This window comes from Aquimarina sp. Aq107, from assembly GCF_943733665.1.
In the GTDB taxonomy this organism is placed as follows: domain Bacteria; phylum Bacteroidota; class Bacteroidia; order Flavobacteriales; family Flavobacteriaceae; genus Aquimarina.
The window spans coordinates 2,322,158-2,341,141 of record NZ_OX030782.1 but is presented as its reverse complement, the minus strand read 5'-3'; the positions used below and the strand labels follow the sequence as shown (position 1 = coordinate 2,341,141).

The window sequence follows — 18,984 nt, the reverse complement described above, 5'->3', positions numbered from 1 at the left end:
TAATTAATCCACTGCCTTTTTTTAATACGTTAAAGGAACACCGGTTACAGGGCAGTATATTCCTGTATAAGTACTTGCATCTCTATAAGCATTGTTTTTAACACTTCCTTTTCCGGTATTATTAGTGTTGTACCCTCCATTCCCTGTTATCGTAAATCTTAAATTATTTTGATTTTGATTTGTGCTATTAGGAAGAGAGAACGCATAATCTGATTGTATAAACTTATTTTCAGGAAGCAAAAGAATTGGTGTTTCGTTTTCAAGATGCTGCTTACGTAAATCAATTGATAAATTGATTTCCATTAAAACGTAATTTCCAGTAGAAATTAGTTCTCGTATATAGGATAAAGAAGGAGTTATTTCTTTATGTTCAAGTGTATATTGAGAGCTATTATCCGCAATATGTGTATTCCAAGTTTCCCAATCGATTGTTAATGAGGGCTTTTCTTGTCCATAAGAGATAAGACCAATACAGCTTAAAAATATGATAGGGAAAATCTTCATAGTAATTTCTAATTATCTGTTTTGTCTAAAATATCAAAAATCGTGCAAAACCTGTGTTAATTTATATGAAAGATGTAAAAATATTACTTTTTTAACTTGATTTAACTACTATAATGATGTAGCTGGATACAATATATTATATTATTTTTGATAGCATAAAAAAAATATAATGAGTTCGATAAACTGGAAAACTGTAAAAGAATATCAAGATATAACTTATAAAAAATCAAATGGTGTTGCTAGAATAGCATTTAATAGACCTAATGTTCGTAATGCTTTTAGGCCAAATACTACAAGTGAATTGTACGATGCTTTTTATGATGCTCAAGAAGATACATCTATAGGAGTTGTGTTACTTTCTGCAGAAGGTCCATCAACCAAGGATGGAGTATATAGTTTTTGTAGCGGTGGTGATCAAAAAGCTAGAGGACATCAAGGCTATGTGGGTCAGGATGGAATGCATAGATTGAATATTCTAGAGGTACAACGGTTAATAAGATTTATGCCAAAAGTGGTAATCGCAGTAGTGCCTGGATGGGCAGTAGGAGGAGGGCATAGTTTGCATGTTGTTTGTGATTTAACCTTAGCAAGTAAAGAGCATGCTATTTTTAAACAAACGGATGCGGATGTTACTAGTTTTGATGGTGGATATGGATCTGCTTACTTGGCAAAAATGGTAGGACAAAAAAAGGCTCGTGAAATTTTCTTTTTAGGCAGGAATTATTCTGCGCAAGAAGCATATGAAATGGGTATGGTAAATGCCGTTATACCTCACGAAGAATTAGAAGACACCGCTTATCAGTGGGCTCAAGAGATATTAGAAAAATCACCTACTTCTATTAAAATGCTAAAATTTGCAATGAACCTTACTGATGATGGTATGGTCGGGCAACAGGTTTTTGCTGGTGAAGCAACTAGATTAGCATATATGACGGAAGAAGCAAAAGAAGGAAGAAATGCCTTTTTAGAAAAAAGGAAGCCTGATTTTAAAGATATTAAATGGATACCATAGTAGTGTAAATGATTTTATAGAAATTTAGAATGCGAAATGAAAAATAAAGAAGACGAATTACTATCTGTACAATATAGGATTGAAAAATCTGGTATGAAACAGCAGAAACTAGAAGATCGTCTTGTTTCTATATCCAAAGAATTGAAGAGAAGTAAAAGGAATAGTATCATTTTTATGGTTTTGTTTTTTTTGGTAGTCATAGGAATGTCTTTTACTATGTATTATCTAAACCAGGATGGTTTTAACCCAGATTCAGATCAAGCAAAGGACACGCCCGAGAATATAGATCAGATAAAAAAAATGAATGATTCTTTGCAAGAAGAGTTGATGAAATTAAAAACTGATATATCTGATTATAAAGAAAAACTGGGATCACGTGTTGAAGGTAATTCTGAAATAAGTGTTGACTCCACTGTTGTAGATAGTATTAAGGATACAATAGAAGATGACTCTAAAAAACTAAAATTTAAAAAACAACATTGTTACGTGAAGAATGTGTTTAGAACCAATGGTGTTATTTTTATTGAAGTAGATTATATTGAGTATTATAAGGGTAGAAAGGCTGTAGAAAAAGCAAAAGAAAATAACGAGGCCGAGTATGATATTGATAAAAATGGAGATACCTTATATTTTTTATATGATAATTACTATGTTTCTAATACAAATACCAAACTAAGAAGATTAGAGCTAAATGATAAGGTTCGTATTCAGAGTTTAAATCAAATTTCTAAAGGATTTCCTTTAAAAGCTTTTCAGAAAATTATCTCAGATAATCCTATTATGCTATTAGAGATGAATGATGGAATTGTTTATAAAATAACCAAACAAAAATTACCATAAGCCTATAAAGTATCATTAAACCTTCATACCAATGCCAGATATTAAAAACGAAGATCTTTTATCATTGCATTATCAAATAGAAAAAGCTGAAGTAGAGCAACGAAAATTAGAAGATCTTCTTAATGACAAATCTGTTGAACTAAAGAGAAATAGAGCGTCAAAATTGATGCTTAAAATGTTATGTTCTGCATTGTTGATACTTACAATAGCGTTAATTGTTTACGTAGTATTTTGGGTAGATAGAGATAATGGTGATACTGTAGTAATGGAAAATAAGGAGTTTTCTTCTTTTCAGTCAGAAATTAACGGATTAAAAACACAGCTTAATCAATTGAAAAGTGATCAATCTGATTTAAATGACTTGAAAAATCTTTATATGTACAGAGATTTGATAAATAAGGACACTGTTTACTCTGTTCAAATTCAATCGTTTACAGATAAAAAAGTTTCTTTGATTTCAGAAAAATTCACGAATTCTCTTGTGTATAGTGATACCTCTTATTATAAGTTAAGTTTAGGTATTTTCGAAACACTAATAGAAGCGCAGGAATTCAGGAAAACACTACTTAAATCTGGTGTTATTAATAAAAATATTTTCGTTATTTCTTATAAAGAAGGTAAACGAATTAAAATAGAAAATCCTTTTTAACTAAGTTGATTATCTTAACCTAGGAAAATTAGATGGATTTACTTCGTTCATTATTTCATACACCTTTTCAAAAATATCTTCGGTAGACGGTTTACTAAAGTAATCACCATCTGTTCCAAATGCAGGACGATGTGGTTGCGCACTTAAAGTTTGCGGTTCACTATCTAAATATTGATATATATTTTGCTCATCAATAAGTTTGTGAAGTATATATCCAGTAGCTCCTCCAGGAACATCCTCATCTATTACCAAAACCCTGTTTGTTTTAGCAATACTTTTTACGATATCGTGAGTTAGATCAAATGGTATAAGAGATTGAACATCGATTACCTCTGCGTTTATCCCTACGGATAGTAATTCTTTTGCTGCTTGCTCAACTAATCTTAGTGTAGAACCATAAGAAATTAATGTAATGTCACTTCCTTCTTTTACAGTTTCTACAACGCCTAATGGAGTTCTTATTTCTGATAAATTAGAAGGCATTTTTTCTTTTAAACGATATCCATTCAGGCATTCTACAACAACAGCAGGTTCATCACTATCTAGCAATGTATTGTAAAATCCGGCAGCTTTAGTCATGTTTCTGGGAACAAGAATGTGAATACCTCTTAATAAATGAATCAATCCACCCATTTGAGATCCAGAGTGCCATATACCTTCTAAACGGTGTCCTCTTGTTCTAACAATTAGTGGTGCTTTTTGCTTAGCAAAAGTTCTATATCTTAAAGTAGCAAGATCATCACTTAGCCCTTGAATACAATAAAGTATGTAATCTAAATATTGTATTTCTGCTATGGGTCTAAGACCTCTCATTGCCATACCAATTCCTTGTCCGATTATAGTTGCTTCTCTAATTCCGGCATCAGAAACTCTGATCTCCCCAAATTTCTGTTGTAATCCTTCAAGACCTTGATTAACATCACCAATTTTACCACTATCTTCTCCAAAAATTAAAGATTCAGGTACTCTACTAAATATTTGATCAAAATTATCTCTTAATATAACACGGGCATCTACTATCTCAGCATTATCAGCGTATTCAGGTTTTACCTCTTTTATTTTAGTAGCATTACTGTCAAAATCGTTATATAGGTGATCACTATATTTTGGTTGGATTTCTGCAATGTAATTGTTGATCCAATTCTGAAGAGCCGTTTTTTCAGGAAAATCTTCTTTAATTAAATATCGCAATGTTCTTCTAGTTGCTTCTAGAATATCTTTTCTTATTGGTTCATCTTTATCTGCTAACATTCTTACAAGAGGGGAGATAAAGTTTTTACTAGCACTTTTGTTTTCTACTGCTTCTAATCTTATTAAAGCTTCTTTTTGTTCTTCTTTAATCTCAGAGATATATGCATTCCAAGCACTGTTTTTACCTTGTCTTACTGCTTTTTTACAAGATTTTTCTAGTTCTAGTAATTCATCAGCAGTTGCTATATTGTGATCAATAATCCATTCCTTAAATTTCTTGTTACAATCGTGCTCACGCTCCCAGTTTAAGCGTTCTTCACTTTTATACCTCTCGTGAGAACCAGAAGTGGAGTGACCTTGTGGTTGTGTAAGCTCCTTTACGTGTACAATTACTGGGATATGTTGTTCTCTAGCTAGATCTTCTGCAGTTTCATAGGCCTCTACTAAAGCTGGATAATCCCAGCCATTAACCACAATGATTTCGTAACCATCGTGCTTTTCATCTCGTCTGAAACCCTCTAGAACTAAAGATATATTTTCTTTAGTAGTCTGGTGTTTTGCATGAACAGAAATACCATATTCATCATCCCAGATACTAATTACCATAGGTACTTGTAAAACACCTCCAGCATTTACTGTTTCCCAAAAAAGACCTTCACTTGTACTTGCGTTACCGATGGTACCCCATGCTACTTCATTTCCATTGATGGAAAAGTTGGTGTGTTCAGAAACGCTTTTTTCATTACGATATACTTTGGATGCTTGTGCTAACCCTAATAATCGAGGCATTTGCCCAGCTGTAGGAGAAATATCTGAACTTGAGTTCTTTTGTTTTGTAAGATTTTTCCAAGATCCATCTTCATTAAGACTATGAGTAGCAAAGTGTCCACCCATCTGTCTCCCTGCTGCGAAAGGCTCTTTTTCAATATCTGTATGCGCATACAATCCTGCAAAAAATTGTTCTACATTGTATTGATCAATTGCCATCATAAAGGTTTGATCTCTATAATATCCCGATCTGAAATCACCATCACGAAACACTCTAGCCATTGCTAATTGTGGTAATTCTTTACCTCCACCAAAAATTCCGAACTTAGATTTTCCGGTAAGTACTTCTCGACGTCCTAACAAACTACACTCTCTACTCGTTAAAGCGATTTTATAATCTCTAAGTATTTGATCTTTATATTCTTCGAAAGAAATATTAGGTGTAATAGTTGTTTCAGACTGCATGTGAACGATTTTTTACGGTTCGCAAATTTAGCTAAAATTCAGGTCAATTCCAAGATAAGAAGTATTAAAGTTATTGATGATAATTCATATAAAACAGCTTTTTGTTGTTGAATTCTTTTTTTTGGGTATTATTTTAAGACTTGATTAACAAATACTCAAAATTTTCACATTTATAAAAATAAGCATAGCAGGATAGCTATTTGTTATAATTTTTGAATAGTACAATGGTTTTTATATATCTGATAATCAATGTGTTTTTGTATGAAGATATTTTAAAATAAGTTTTTGTAAATGTAGGAATTAAGGTTTGTCTTCTTTTTTTCCTACAAATCCAAAAAATAATATAACTTAGAAGAAATATTAATTATCATTATTAATGTAATCGTGAATTTTTGAAGAAAATAAAAGTCACCGACATATTATTTTACCTTGCTTTTTTAGTAGTTATTATAGTTGCTACATTTTTTGACAGGAAATATTTAGCCTATGCCTTGCCTTTAACCATATTCTCTATTGGAGCTATATATTTATGTAATACTAAGAAGATTAATCTATGGTATGTGTTGAGTCTGGTTTCTATGATCTTCTGTGATGTTCTTATTTATACTGATTTTATATCTAATTTCTCGTATATATGTATTCTAACATCTTTGTATTTTATATTCTGTACAATTGCTATAAGAAAGTATCTATTTATTAAAACTGTTCAACGTAGTACGTTTTTATCAATACCAATTTTAATTAGCTCTGCGTTAGTTGCATATTTGATTTTTTCTATTTCTCAATTACTAATTGATATGGTCAGAGAAGCTATTCCAGAAGTAGTTTTTTGTTTGTTCAGCTCTACAGTATATATGTTAGTGGCATATCTTATTTATATGCAAGATACATATAGAGACGGTTTGAAATTAATTATAGTTTCTTGTTTATGCATATTTATAATTTCTTTATTACCCATTAACGAATTATTTTATTTTAATAATATTTTCACTGTTCTTATTAATGTAGCACACGTGCTAAGTATGTACATTTTTATGAAATTCTTGCTAGAAACTACTCCAGAAAAAACTATTGATGCAAACGAGCGTTATTTATAGAAATAATTATTTAATGAATTAGTACCATCTTCTGGTAAAAAGCCCAATTAAAGTTTGAGGACTTAGCGTAACAATAAACCTAATTTTCTCGTCATAATTAGGTTGGTTTATTTCAAAACCATTATTGGATGCAATAGGGAAGAAAAGCTCAAAATAATCTGCCACAAGGCTTAATCTTATACCTGCATCATATACAAATTCAGGAGAAACACCTCTGTTTTTAACTAAACCAGCATCGGCATATGCGTATACCCAATTCCAGATGTTAGTATTGGCATTAAGTGTGGTGATCCATTGATTTGCAAACGGAAAATCTAATTGAGATTTAAAACCTCCTTCTGCAATTATAATTTGTTGACTTACCAAACCAGTATCTTCACTACGACCTAAGTAATTAAAATCAAAAAGGTAATCTGTAGGGCGATCTAAGGCAAAGCTAAAAAAATCACCATCCCTACTGGTATCATTAAATATAAAAGCTCCTGCAAAAAGACGAAGATTAAGCTGTCTATTATTAAGAAATAATTTTCTATAATTTATAGTCGTAGAAAATTTACTAAAATTTTTATTTAGTTGATAGTCAAAATTAAAAGAAGAAGAGTTTATAAGATTAAAGTTAGAATATGTATATCGTACATTAAAAACACTGTAATCTGGAGTGTTAACAGGATTTACCTCATCACGTTGTCTAAAAACATTTACACTTCTTATACTAAGGTTTTGACTTTTATTGGAACGTAAATCTTCGGGTCTCCAAGAAAATCGTACCGTTGGAGAAAAACGTCTTACCAATAGTCCAGGCGCATAACTAGAACTACTACCGCTAAAAGAATATCTTATTAAAAAAAGATCATCATCAGCAATTTGCTGTCGTACTTGAAAAAAACCAGAACCTAACAGTTTTTGAGAAGCAAACCCATAACTAGGTTTGATTCTGTAATCAAAGTTTTTTCTAATGATGTTTTTATTAAAAAATTTAGATCCAATAGTAAACCCATCATATACATTATTGAATTCGAACTCTGGAGTATAGAATATTTGACTTTTAGTAGGATCTTCTACATCTTGTATAAAAGTGAAATGAAACGGTTTATTAAAAATCCAGTTTAGATTTCTATAGTTATTCCTTCGATTAAATTCTGGAATATTTTGATCATAATCTAAGACTAATTTATCAATATCTTCATTACCGATTGTTACCTTTTTTTTACCTTTTATATCTTTAACCCAGGTTTTAGAGACTAGTACATCATCCCTAGTTGCGCCCAATGATATCGGCATATTGTTGTCTCTTTTATTTTTTATTGTAACCTCTAGAGAGTCTTTGCTCTTTTTGACAGATGAAATTTTAAAATCAAGTTTCTGATTCGTCTTGACATAATCTTCAAAAAACCAATCAACATCTTTTGTAGCAAGTCGTTTTAATATTTTTTCAAATTCTTGAGAATTTGTTTGTTTCAATATATTATTAGTATAATATTCTTGGATTGCCTCCGCAAGAATATTATCATCTTCTAAATAATCTTCTAAGTACTTGAAACCTACACCAGCTTTATATGCATTGGCAATATTTTTATTAAACTTAATGAGTTTATCTTGTGGAGTGTTTAAAGCCTGATCTCTAAAGTTGCGTATAATATTTTTATATCCTAAAAAGTATTGATCATTAAATTTTAGGTCGGCAGCATGAAACCATCGTAACCCTATAACTTTACTTAGATTACCAATTATTTTCATTTCAGGGTAATACTGCTCAGTATATGCCATCATTATATAGATATGTATTGCATCTTTTATCCAAGCATCATATCTAGGGTTAATGATTAATGTTTTTTCCAAATAACTTTCTGTTATTGCCTTAAGTTGTTTGATCTCGTACTGAAAACCATCAGGAAATGGTCTTAAAATATCAGGTAATTGATTTAAACCATATACAGGGTTTTTTTTATAATCATTTTCTGAAACTAAAATTTTATCGAAAGGGTATGGGCCTAAGTGTTTTTCTAGAAATTTTAGAATTTTTTCTACGGCTACACTTTTCATTTCAGGCATCAAATCATTATCCCTGATATTACTTATGAATTCGATATTCTTCGTTTCAATATTATAAAAACTATTCTCTTTTTCTACATATAAATTAACTTCATTTCGCTTCTCGCCAACAAGTAGAATCGTTTTAATGGGATCATCTGAATCGGTTAATATTTCTTGATCAAATTCACTGGTAAGGTGATACATGGAAGGTAGCGTAAGATTAATTTTATAATCTATTGTTGGTGCATACAGATCATCTAGATTTTTATGACTATACGTATTCCACTTTGTGTCATAGACAGCAGGTAGAATATACCAATGTTTTAAACTGAAATTTCCATTTTTATGATAACCATACCTGGTGAATTTTTCGCTAGGTAATTTTACTTGATATTTTAAATTAAAGGTAAAGCTTTCTCCTGGTGATAATAATGTATCTATATCTAATTTTAAAATATCAGGAGCTTGTTTTTGAATTGACCAAGTTAACTGTTTTGATGTTTGATCAGAGATAGATTCAATGCTAGTTGATCCTCGCTCATAATCTTTTGCAAAATAAAACTTTCTAATAAAATCTTCAGAAAAACGCTTTCCTAATGGAGTTGTTTTACTAGAAAAACTATTAGCCCAATCATGTAAAAAAATCTCTTGTAAGGTGTCATTTGAGGTATTCCTAAATGTAATCTCTTGTTGTATTGATATTATCTTGTTTTCAGTATCGAGAACTCCATCAATAACGATATTATGTTGTGCATAAGTATTAGCTAGAAATAAAAATACAGTAAGAATTATATGGAATATTCTGATAAGTTTCAATTTACTTTTAAAAATTTGATGGCATTACTATTTATATTAGTTGGGACAAGATAATACATTCCTTGATTTAATTCAGAGACAGAAATATTAGTAATAGTATTACTATCTGCAGAAAACGATTTTATTTTTTGTCCTAAAGTATTATATATTTCAAAATCTATTGATTCTAAAGTATTATCAATTTGTAAAGACAGTTCATCACGGATAATGTTACCATTGGTTAATTGTATGTTTTTTATTGTTTCTGTAAATTCCGGAGTATTTAAAAACTGTTGGTTTGATTGTAGTTCCATCACTACAGGTAAATGATCACTCATAGTATATAATGCATCTCTCAATGAACTATCATATATTCCCGTACAATCTGTATCATCAATTCTTTGATTATAACAATCACCATTATTACCATAAGCAAGATAACTATCAGGAACATAACTTAATTCTGTATTGTTTATCATATTCTCTGATATTAAAATAAAATCAAAGCGATCGTCTAATCCACCACCGCTTCCAAAATTATCAAAGTCTTCACTACTAAGACGGGTGCTTTGGGTATGTATTGTGGTAAAAGTCTCATTACTAGTCCAGTTTCCTGGCTTATTTATAGGATCAACCATGGTAATCTTATTGTTACTATTTAGTAACTCTTGATAAGCGGGTTCATCCGAAGAATATACGTTTAGATCACCGGCAAAAATGACATATGCATCTTCATCTAGATTCTCATAATTATCAATGAATTTATTAACCATATTTAAACGCTTAACCTCATTTTCTGTACCTCTGCTTGCTTTTAAGTGTGATACGAAAACTTCAATTCTAATAGGATTTGCGACTTGATTGTCTGATATTAATTCTAAGGTATACCAGTTAATATCTCTTATTGTAGTTGTTAGTCTTTGGCTATCTATTAAAGTAAACTTTTGGTTATTATAATATAATAATTGATGTAGCTCTACATCGGAGTTAGAAAAATTACTTAAAAAAGGAGCGCTAGAATAATTAGTGTTATCATCGTTTAATGATTCATTTAATATTTCCTCACCTCCAATTTCTGTTTCTAATTCACAAATCATAAAAATATCAGGTTCATAACTATCTATTATAGTTTCTAATATTTCTTCTCTATTTTCTGGAGGGGCAGCGGGGTAGTTAAGAACATTATAGAACATGGTTTTAATGGTGGCTTGTCCAAAAGAAATTTGGACACCAAAAAGTAGTACAAGGGGTATGAATATTCCTTTCATTATTGAGTTTGTTGAGTTTGTGTGAAAAGAGGTGTCTCTAGAAATTTGGACTTAAATTGTATTTTCCATAGAATTTATCTAGAATCTGTAATACTTCTTCTGGAGTATCTACAATATGAATTAAATCCATATCTCCAGGACTGATGTTTCCAAATTTATCTAAAAGAGTACTCTTTACCCAATCCATTAGTCCTCCCCAGAACTCAGTACTTACTAAAATAATAGGAAATGTTGCTATTTTTTTTGTTTGTATCAATGTTATTGCTTCAAACAGTTCGTCGAGCGTTCCAAATCCTCCAGGCATAACCACAAATCCCTGAGAGTATTTAACAAACATTACTTTTCTAACAAAGAAATAATCAAAATCTAAGCTTTTATCACTGTCAATGTATGGATTATCGTGTTGTTCAAAAGGTAAATCAATATTTAAACCTACAGAGGTTCCTCCACCTAAATGAGCACCTTTATTACCAGCTTCCATAATACCTGGACCACCACCAGTAATAACTCCATATCCGTGATCTACTATTTTATGAGCTACATCAACAGCTAGTTGATAATATTTGTCATCCGTTTTAGTCCTGGCGGATCCAAATATAGATACACAAGGTCCTATTTTACTCATTTTTTCAAATCCATTTACGAACTCTCCCATGATCTTAAAAATAGCCCAAGAATCATTTGTTTTTATTTCGTTCCAACCTTTGTGATGTTGTTCTTTTCTCATAAAATTTATTTTATTACCTCAGTTAATAACTGATATTTGTTTAACAAGTTGTTGTTATTTGTTTATTTATTTTCAAAATTGAAGAAATTATTTATCGCAGTTCTTTTTCTAAAAACTTCGCAGTATAACTCTTCTTGTTTTTAATAATTTGTTCAGGAGTACCTTTTGCTACTACCTCGCCACCGTTTTTACCACCTTCATATCCTATGTCAATAATATAATCAGCCATTTTGACTACATCAAGGTTATGTTCAATTATTAGTACCGTATTACCTTTATCAACTAATTCGTTTAATACGTCCATTAATACTCTAATATCTTCAAAATGAAGCCCTGTTGTTGGCTCGTCTAAGATATAAAAAGTATTTCCGGTATCTCTTTTGGACAATTCGGTAGCCAGTTTTATTCGTTGTGCTTCTCCACCTGATAGTGTTGTGGATTGTTGCCCAAGTGTAATATATCCTAAACCAACACTTCTAATAGTTTTAAGTTTTCTAAAAATTTTAGGAATTTGATCAAAAAAATCACAAGCTTCATTGATTGTCATTTCCAACACATCAGAGATGGATTTTCCTTTATATCTTATTTCTAGGGTTTCTCTATTAAATCTTTTTCCCTGACATGTTTCGCATTCTACATACACATCTGGTAAGAAATTCATTTCTATAACTCGCAAACCTCCTCCTTTACAGGTTTCACATCTACCTCCAGCTACATTAAAACTAAAACGTCCAGGTTTATATCCTCGAATCATTGCCTCAGGTGTTTTGGAAAATAAATTTCTAATCTCCGAAAATACACCGGTATATGTAGCAGGATTAGATCTTGGTGTTCTTCCAATTGGGGATTGATTAATATCGATTACTTTATCCGCATTTTCTAAGCCTTTTATCTTTTTATAAGGCATTGGTTTCTTAACTCCATTAAAATAATATGCATTAAGAATAGGATATAATGTTTCATTTATCAGTGTAGATTTACCACTACCAGAAACTCCTGTAACAGCAACCATCTTTCCTAAAGGAATATCTATAGAAACATTTTTTAGATTATTCCCGGTTGCTCCAGTTAAAGAGATTTTCTTACCGTTTCCTTGTCTTCTTTTTTCGGGAACTTTAATTTCTTTTTTACCACTTAAATAATCAGCAGTAAGAGTGTTGTGTGTTAGGAGGTTTTTTGGAGTACCCTCACTAATAATTTCTCCTCCGTGTTTTCCTGCTCTAGGTCCAATATCAATGACATGATCAGCTCGCTCGATCATATCTTTATCGTGTTCTACAACAATCACGGAATTACCTATATCTCTTAATTGTACTAAGGAGTTAATCAACTTCTCATTGTCTCGCTGATGTAGTCCAATACTTGGTTCATCTAAGATATATAATACTCCTACTAATTGAGATCCTATTTGTGTTGCTAACCGAATACGTTGTGCTTCTCCACCAGAAAGTGATTTACTGCTTCTGTTTAAAGATAGATAAGTTAATCCGACATCAATTAAAAATTGTATTCTAGCATTGATCTCTTTTAAAATTTCGCCAGAAATTTGTTTCTGCTTGTCGCTAAGTTGTTCTGGTAATTTTTTAAACCAATCAGCCAATTCGCTTATATCCATATTGGCCAAATCAGCAATATTTTTCTCACCAACCTTAAAGTATAAAGATTCTTTTCTTAATCTAGAACCATTACATTCTGGACATTGGATATTATCCATAAAATCTTTTGCCCATCTGCGTAAAGAGGTCGAATCATTATTAGTGTAAGTATTGTCTATAAATGTAGCAATTCCTTCAAAATCAATCTTGTATTCTCTTTTAACACCAAGTGTTTTACTATCTACAGTGAATTTTTCTTTTCCTCCATAAAGAATAATTTCCATAGCCTCTGCTGGAATATTTTTTATCGGGTCACTTAATTTGAAGTCAAAACGCTGTGCAATTAATTCTAGTTGTTTAAATATCCAGTTATTTTTCTGAGGTCCTTGTGGAACTAAACCTCCATTTTTAATTGATTTAGAATCATCAGGGATAATTTTTTTTACGTTTACCTCGTACAGATTTCCAATACCGTTACATTTAGGACATGCTCCTTTTGGAGAGTTAAATGAAAAGTTATTTGGTTCAGGATTAGGATAGGAGATTCCACTAGAAGGACACATTAAATTTCTGCTAAAGAAACGTGCCTCTTGAGATTCTTGTTCAATTACCATTAAGACATCATCACCATGATACATAGCAGTATTAATGGTTTCCATCAATCGTTTAGAGTTGTCTTTATCATCACTAACTGCAAGACGATCAATAACAATTTCAATATCGTGATTTTTGTATCGATCTAATTTCATGCCTTTGGTGATATCTTTGATCTCACCATCTGTTCTAACCTTAACAAAACCTTGTTTGGCTATTTGCTCAAAAAGTTCTCGGTAATGTCCTTTTCGAGATCGTACAATAGGAGCGAGAATGTTTATTCTCTTTCCATTAAAATCCTTAAGAATAAGATCTTTGATTTGCTCATCACTGTAGCTCACCATTTTTTCGCCGGTATTATAGCTATAGGCATCACTACCACGAGCAAACAATAGTCTTAAGAAATCATAAATTTCGGTAATTGTTCCTACTGTACTTCTTGGGCTTTTACTTGTAGTTTTTTGTTCAATAGCAATAACAGGAGAGAGGCCATCAATTTTATCCACATCAGGTCGCTCTAAACTCCCTAAAAATTGTCTAGCATATGCAGAAAAAGTTTCAATATACCTGCGTTGTCCCTCAGCATAAATTGTGTCAAAAGCTAATGATGACTTACCTGATCCCGATAACCCTGTGATAACAACAAGTTTTTCACGGGGTATGGTTACATCAATATTTTTTAGATTATGAACTCTTGCTCCTAAAACTTCAATATTTTCCTCTGAAATTGCCATAAATTTTTAACCAAGATTGCAAATGTAGTTATTTGTAATGTGTTAGTAAAATGAGGCTGGCTTTTACAATTGTTAAATAGCTGTTATAATTTTTTATTAATCAGTGTATAAAACCGTCATACTTTTTTATTTTAGCTTAAAAACATAGATTAATGATATTAGGAATTGGCTCTAGAATAAAGCATCCAACCTATGGATTGGGTGTAGTTACTAATGTTACCGCAAAAATGTATTGGGTAACTTTTATAGAAAATGGATTAGAAACTATTGATGTTGATGAAGATTTTGAAATAATCGATGGAGTAGAGGATGAAGTTGATACTATTAGTTTCTATGAAGTAGAACGAACATTTAGAGAATTATTAAAAAGATACAGTGATATCTCCGAAATTGTTCCAATTGCAGATAAATGGAAAGGTGGTAAGATCATACTAGAACCTGGAGACACTAATTTAGCTTCTAAAGAAATTCCGATTGATACCTTCTTTCATAAAATAGTGATGGTACGAGATCGTATCCGTGTCATGGAACAAAAGATCAATAGTTCTAAGGTAATTGATGATCAAGATAAGGTAGATCTACAGCAATATATTACACGTATGTATGGAAGTTTAACAACTTTTAATGTGTTATTTAGTAATAAATCTCAACAATTCACTGGAAGTAGCAAAAAATAAATGACACCATATCCACTCATCAAAAAGATTGGATTAATAGCAGGGCCGATATTATTTTTGCTATTGATCAATCTTCCTATTGTTCTCGTTTCAGAAATTGCCGACAAAGTAATTTCGGTAGCGGTTTGGATGATTGTTTGGTGGATAACGGAGGCAGTTTCTATATCGGTTACGGCTTTGATTCCTTTAATATTATTTCCATTAGTGGGAGTTTTGGACCTAAAAACGGTTTCGCAAAGTTATGGTAGCCCAATAGTATTCTTGTTTTTTGGTGGTTTTGTGATGGCGTTGGCTTTAGAAAAAGTAAATCTCCATAAGCGAATAGCACTGTCTATTATAAAAATAACAGGAACCAGTCCTGATCGTGTAATTCTTGGATTTATGATTGCCACTGCTTTTATGAGTATGTGGATTAGTAATACGGCTTGTACAGTAGTTATGTTGCCAATTGCGTTATCCGTAATTCAATTGTTAGTAGATGATAAGGATGGTTTTACTAAAAATGACAGAAACTTTGCACTGAGCATTATGTTAGGGATTGCATTTTCTGCTAATGTAGGTGGAGTTGCAACTATTATCGGTACACCGCCAAACTCTGTCTTAGTTGGATTTTTAGAAAATGAATATAAAATAGAGATCTCTTTTCTGAATTGGATGTTACTAGCATTTCCTTTTTCTGTATTGATGATCGGAATTGTTTACTTAGTGATCGTAAAATGGATATATCCTAATCGTATTGTTGACTTTTCTGCTTCTAAAGAAGTTATTGATAAGGAATTAAAAAAGCTTGGTAAAATTAAACAAACTGAGAGAAGAGTGTTAATGATTTTTAGTGCGGTGATATTTTTATGGATTTCTAGAACTACAATTAATGGTTTTTTTCCTGGTTTAAAATTATCAGATACTGGAATTAGTATGATGGGAGCCTTCGCTTTATTTGTTATTCCTTTTAAGTTAAGTAAAGGAGAGTTTACATTGGTTTGGAAAGACACACAAAAACTTCCTTGGGGGATTTTAATTTTATTTGGTGGAGGATTAGCTTTGGCAAGTGGTCTGTCACATGCAGGTTTAATAGAGTTGGTAGCTAATATGATTGCTGCTAATAAAGGATTGAGCTTATTAGTAGTTACACTATTACTGATCGTTTTTATGCTTTTTATGACCGAATTGATGAGTAATGTTGCGCTGGTAGCGATTTTTGTTCCTGTGGTGGCGGGTATTGCATTAGGACTTGATATACCAATGTTACATTTATTAATTCCAGTAACAATGGCTGCTAGTTGTGCATTTATGTTACCTATGGCAACACCACCAAATGCTATTGTATTTGCTAGTGGTTATGTAAAGGTATCTGAAATGGTAAAAGCGGGATTGATTCTAAATATCATCTCTGTGATATTATTGGTTTTGTTGTTTAAGTTTTATGTGTCTTTGTTATTCTAATAGGAGTTAGTATGCTTAAAAATATATTTTTCTTTTTATTTATCTTTTTTGGTATTAGTCAATCAGAAGTATATAGCCAAAAAAATGGTGTTGTTCTAATTTTTAAAGATGGTACTCGATTAAAGGGTTTAGGAAAAACTCTTTCTGATGGCACAATGAAGTACAGAAAGAACAAAAAAGAAAAACCTCGTTTTATCGATTTAAAAGATGTCGAAAAGATTAAGATTTACAAGAAAGATGGAGTTTATTTTAGAGCGTATAAAAAAATTAAAGGAACGTCAAAGTACAAATACCTAGAATTAATAGAAGAAGGAAAATTAACCATTTATAGAAAATTTAAAGGAGTTTACTTACCTGTAGATAGTAATGGACTACCTTTTTATGGTTTAAAAAAGAACTTGGTTGATTATTATGTACAAAGAGAAGGGGAAGAAGAGGTAACACCTCTGATATCAAGTGGGTTTTTTAGTGCTAATTTTAAAAAAGTTGCTTTAGATTATTTTAGTGATTGTAAAGAACTTATCTATAAAATCAAACAAGAAGAACTTACAAAAGACGATTTTAGTTTAATCGTAGATTTCTATAATTATGAATGCGAATGACTTATTGATTCTTAATATTATATCAGTAATAATATTAGTCTTATTATATATAAATTTTACATGTCGATACAGCACTAAGTACATAGTAAAGAGTACTGATTACGATATTTTATATTAACTACTTATTTTACTCATTCCAAGCTCTTAAATTACTAATCGGAATCCCAACACCTAATGCTTTGTGGTATTGTGCTAAATAGGCTCCACTTTCCGTTGTTTTCCAGTTCTCCCAACTAGCTTCGATACCTCCAATAGGAATTAATGAAACCCACATTTGATAGGTAGTTGGCAAATAGTTTTTATCAACTTTCCATAGATATGAATCTCCAGGTGTAGTGCCACCTGAATCATAAGTAACTAATAAACCCTTAGTGCCATTTTCTAAATCAACTAATTTTCGAGTCACTCCATTATCAAAAAGTTTATGAGGGGCTACTACCCAAAATGAATCATTATTAAAATAGGCTAGTGCTTTGTTTAATAACTTATCTTTTTCTGGAGAATCAATCAACTTTCCATCCTCAGTAATAGAACTGTTTTCAGAGTTTTGTAGATCAAGGTTTGCTTGATAAGTATCCCATTTTACTTCGACTTTTCCAGATTTTTTATTCCAGATATAATGATTTTTGTCTCTAAAAGACCACTGAATGTAGTCTGTATTAATAAATTTATCATGGTTTACCGCTTTCTGGATTTGTAAAGCAAAGTTATCAGCTTCCTCTCCAGCAGTACCACTAGGCATTTTTTGATGTAGAGAGAAATATAGAATAGCAATTAGAAATATAACAATAACCAATATGCTGGTAAAAAATATTTTTAAAAGTTTAAAAAGTCTTTTTTTCAAGATAGTAAGATTTTATTCAGTTTTAAAGATATTAAATCAAACTGAAATTATAACGATGCATAGTATTCAAAAGCATCAATTATTAAATCATCAGAAACAATACAGTTATATTTAGCATCGCCAATGGTATTAAGCAATACAAAATAAATATTCCCTTTTTCATTCTTTTTGTCATGAACTAATAGTTCCATAATTGCAGGATAATCTTTAGGATCAATATCAACTTTAGGGAATGTAGCTAGGATCACTTGGGTGATTTGAATAAGCTCTAATTCTGTAACAGATAGCAATGCTGCGGATATAAAGCCTTCTAGAATCATACCAATGGCAATCGCTTCTCCATGTAATAATTCAGGTTTTTCTGGATGTGTTAAGTAAAAAGATTCAATGGCATGACCAAGTGTATGACCAAAATTCAAGTATTTTCTGATATTCTGTTCGGTAGGGTCTTCAAAAACAATCTTATTTTTGATTATTACAGAGTCATAGATTAATTGATCTAAATCATCTGTGGTTAATTTAGAAAGGTCGCTCATTTTATCCCAATATGCTCTGTCTTGTATTAATCCATGTTTTAGCATTTCTGCAAAACCGCTACACATTTGATTAACAGGCAAAGTTCCTAAAAATTCAGTATCGACCAGAACCATTTCGGATTCGCTAATGACACCAACCATATTTTTAAGATTCCCAAGGTCCACACCTGTTTTTCCTCCAACAGAGGCATCCACCATGGCTAATAAAGAAGTGGGTACATTAATATAACTAATACCCCGTTTGTATGTACAAGCAATAAATCCTCCAAGATCGGTAACTACACCACCACCTAAATTAATTAATAAACTTTTTCTGTCAGCTCCATATTCTGCAAGTACATTCCATATGCTAGTACATGTATCAATATTTTTATTGATTTCTCCAGGTTCGATTTCTAAAACTTCAACCTCATATTCTTTTTCAATCTTACTCATAAAATGAGCGTAACAGTTTTGATAGGTATTACTATCGACAAGAATGAAAATTTTAGAATGGTTTGCTTTTTCTAAATAGGCATTAAGTGCGGTGTAGCATTCATCGTTAAAATATACGATAGAATCTTTAGAAACTATGGGCTTCATAAAAGGTGTTTTAACAGGCTGTGAAAT

Annotated in this window: 15 protein-coding genes; 7 read left to right on the top strand and 8 right to left on the bottom strand. The window is 31.4% G+C overall.

Going from position 1 to position 18,984, the window contains the following annotated elements; genetic code table 11:
- Positions 1–21: 21 nt before the first annotated feature.
- Positions 22–504: a hypothetical protein gene (locus tag NMK29_RS09865; protein ID WP_108804055.1), complete on the bottom strand. Its 483-nt coding sequence runs from the start codon at positions 502–504 to the stop codon at positions 22–24.
- Positions 505–673: 169 nt separating this feature from the next.
- Between NMK29_RS09865 and NMK29_RS09860 the strand changes: the two genes are divergently transcribed.
- From NMK29_RS09860 to NMK29_RS09850, 3 genes are read left to right on the top strand one after another with little or no spacing between them, the layout of a single operon-like run.
- Positions 674–1,516, top strand: coding sequence for a 1,4-dihydroxy-2-naphthoyl-CoA synthase (locus tag NMK29_RS09860; RefSeq protein WP_108804056.1), 843 nt, complete (start codon positions 674–676; stop codon positions 1,514–1,516).
- 36 nt (positions 1,517–1,552) lie between these two features.
- Entirely contained in the window at positions 1,553–2,356 is an 804-nt protein-coding gene (locus NMK29_RS09855; protein ID WP_108804057.1) for a hypothetical protein, read from the top strand.
- A 31-nt stretch (positions 2,357–2,387) separates the two neighbouring features.
- The gene (locus tag NMK29_RS09850; protein WP_108804058.1) at positions 2,388–3,005 is read left to right on the top strand and encodes a hypothetical protein; all 618 of its coding nucleotides are present in this window, start codon (positions 2,388–2,390) and stop codon (positions 3,003–3,005) included.
- A gap of 9 nt (positions 3,006–3,014) precedes the next feature.
- On the opposite strand, the gene NMK29_RS09845 is transcribed toward NMK29_RS09850, so the two are convergent.
- Positions 3,015–5,429, bottom strand: a complete 2,415-nt coding sequence (locus tag NMK29_RS09845; protein WP_108804059.1) for a thiamine pyrophosphate-dependent enzyme — start codon at positions 5,427–5,429, stop codon at positions 3,015–3,017.
- A 392-nt stretch (positions 5,430–5,821) separates the two neighbouring features.
- Here NMK29_RS09845 and NMK29_RS09840 point away from each other — a divergent pair, with 392 nt between their 5' ends.
- The gene (locus NMK29_RS09840) at positions 5,822–6,526 is read left to right on the top strand and encodes a hypothetical protein (protein ID WP_159092267.1); all 705 of its coding nucleotides are present in this window, start codon (positions 5,822–5,824) and stop codon (positions 6,524–6,526) included.
- A gap of 18 nt (positions 6,527–6,544) precedes the next feature.
- Here the strand turns inward: NMK29_RS09840 and NMK29_RS09835 are convergent, their stop codons facing one another.
- The 4 genes from NMK29_RS09835 to uvrA form a co-directional block, all read right to left on the bottom strand.
- The gene (locus tag NMK29_RS09835) at positions 6,545–9,376 is read right to left on the bottom strand and encodes a metalloprotease (RefSeq protein WP_234424290.1); all 2,832 of its coding nucleotides are present in this window, start codon (positions 9,374–9,376) and stop codon (positions 6,545–6,547) included.
- On the bottom strand, positions 9,373–10,623 hold the full coding sequence (locus NMK29_RS09830) for a hypothetical protein (RefSeq protein ID WP_108804061.1): 1,251 nt from the start codon (positions 10,621–10,623) through the stop codon (positions 9,373–9,375). Before NMK29_RS09830 ends, NMK29_RS09835 begins: the two co-directional genes overlap by 4 nt.
- 37 nt (positions 10,624–10,660) lie before the next feature.
- On the bottom strand, positions 10,661–11,350 hold the full coding sequence (locus NMK29_RS09825; RefSeq protein WP_027391673.1) for a TIGR00730 family Rossman fold protein: 690 nt from the start codon (positions 11,348–11,350) through the stop codon (positions 10,661–10,663).
- Between the two features lie 91 nt (positions 11,351–11,441).
- A complete protein-coding gene (uvrA, locus tag NMK29_RS09820; protein ID WP_108804062.1) occupies positions 11,442–14,273 on the bottom strand; it encodes an excinuclease ABC subunit UvrA in 2,832 nt (943 codons plus the stop codon).
- Between the two features lie 152 nt (positions 14,274–14,425).
- Here uvrA and NMK29_RS09815 point away from each other — a divergent pair, with 152 nt between their 5' ends.
- Genes NMK29_RS09815 through NMK29_RS09805 form a run of 3 tightly spaced genes read left to right on the top strand, consistent with a single transcriptional unit; the run spans position 14,426 to position 16,995 of the window.
- Entirely contained in the window at positions 14,426–14,950 is a 525-nt protein-coding gene (locus tag NMK29_RS09815; RefSeq protein WP_108804063.1) for a hypothetical protein, read from the top strand.
- Positions 14,951–16,393, top strand: coding sequence for a DASS family sodium-coupled anion symporter (locus tag NMK29_RS09810; protein ID WP_108804064.1), 1,443 nt, complete (start codon positions 14,951–14,953; stop codon positions 16,391–16,393).
- An 11-nt stretch (positions 16,394–16,404) separates the two neighbouring features.
- On the top strand, positions 16,405–16,995 hold the full coding sequence (locus NMK29_RS09805) for a hypothetical protein (RefSeq protein ID WP_108804065.1): 591 nt from the start codon (positions 16,405–16,407) through the stop codon (positions 16,993–16,995).
- Between the two features lie 127 nt (positions 16,996–17,122).
- Here NMK29_RS09805 and NMK29_RS09800 read toward each other — a convergent pair whose 3' ends face one another.
- Both NMK29_RS09800 and aroB read right to left on the bottom strand, forming a co-directional pair.
- On the bottom strand, positions 17,123–17,839 hold the full coding sequence (locus NMK29_RS09800; RefSeq protein ID WP_159092268.1) for a hypothetical protein: 717 nt from the start codon (positions 17,837–17,839) through the stop codon (positions 17,123–17,125).
- A gap of 47 nt (positions 17,840–17,886) precedes the next feature.
- Positions 17,887–18,957, bottom strand: a complete 1,071-nt coding sequence (gene aroB, locus NMK29_RS09795; RefSeq protein ID WP_108804067.1) for a 3-dehydroquinate synthase — start codon at positions 18,955–18,957, stop codon at positions 17,887–17,889.
- Positions 18,958–18,984 lie beyond the last annotated feature (27 nt).

Excerpts from the sequence above, each read along its gene's own strand:
- NMK29_RS09865 (WP_108804055.1), bottom strand. The coding sequence starts at position 504 with ATGAAGATTTTCCCTATCATATTTTTAAGCTGTATTGGTCTTATCTCT.
- NMK29_RS09860 (WP_108804056.1), top strand. The coding sequence starts at position 674 with ATGAGTTCGATAAACTGGAAAACTGTAAAAGAATATCAAGATATAACT.
- NMK29_RS09855 (WP_108804057.1), top strand. The coding sequence starts at position 1,553 with ATGAAAAATAAAGAAGACGAATTACTATCTGTACAATATAGGATTGAA.
- NMK29_RS09850 (WP_108804058.1), top strand. The coding sequence starts at position 2,388 with ATGCCAGATATTAAAAACGAAGATCTTTTATCATTGCATTATCAAATA.
- NMK29_RS09845 (WP_108804059.1), bottom strand. The coding sequence starts at position 5,429 with ATGCAGTCTGAAACAACTATTACACCTAATATTTCTTTCGAAGAATAT.
- NMK29_RS09830 (WP_108804061.1), bottom strand. The coding sequence starts at position 10,623 with ATGAAAGGAATATTCATACCCCTTGTACTACTTTTTGGTGTCCAAATT.
- NMK29_RS09825 (WP_027391673.1), bottom strand. The coding sequence starts at position 11,350 with ATGAGAAAAGAACAACATCACAAAGGTTGGAACGAAATAAAAACAAAT.
- uvrA (WP_108804062.1), bottom strand. The coding sequence starts at position 14,273 with ATGGCAATTTCAGAGGAAAATATTGAAGTTTTAGGAGCAAGAGTTCAT.
- NMK29_RS09815 (WP_108804063.1), top strand. The coding sequence starts at position 14,426 with ATGATATTAGGAATTGGCTCTAGAATAAAGCATCCAACCTATGGATTG.
- NMK29_RS09810 (WP_108804064.1), top strand. The coding sequence starts at position 14,951 with ATGACACCATATCCACTCATCAAAAAGATTGGATTAATAGCAGGGCCG.
- NMK29_RS09805 (WP_108804065.1), top strand. The coding sequence starts at position 16,405 with ATGCTTAAAAATATATTTTTCTTTTTATTTATCTTTTTTGGTATTAGT.
- aroB (WP_108804067.1), bottom strand. The coding sequence starts at position 18,957 with ATGAAGCCCATAGTTTCTAAAGATTCTATCGTATATTTTAACGATGAA.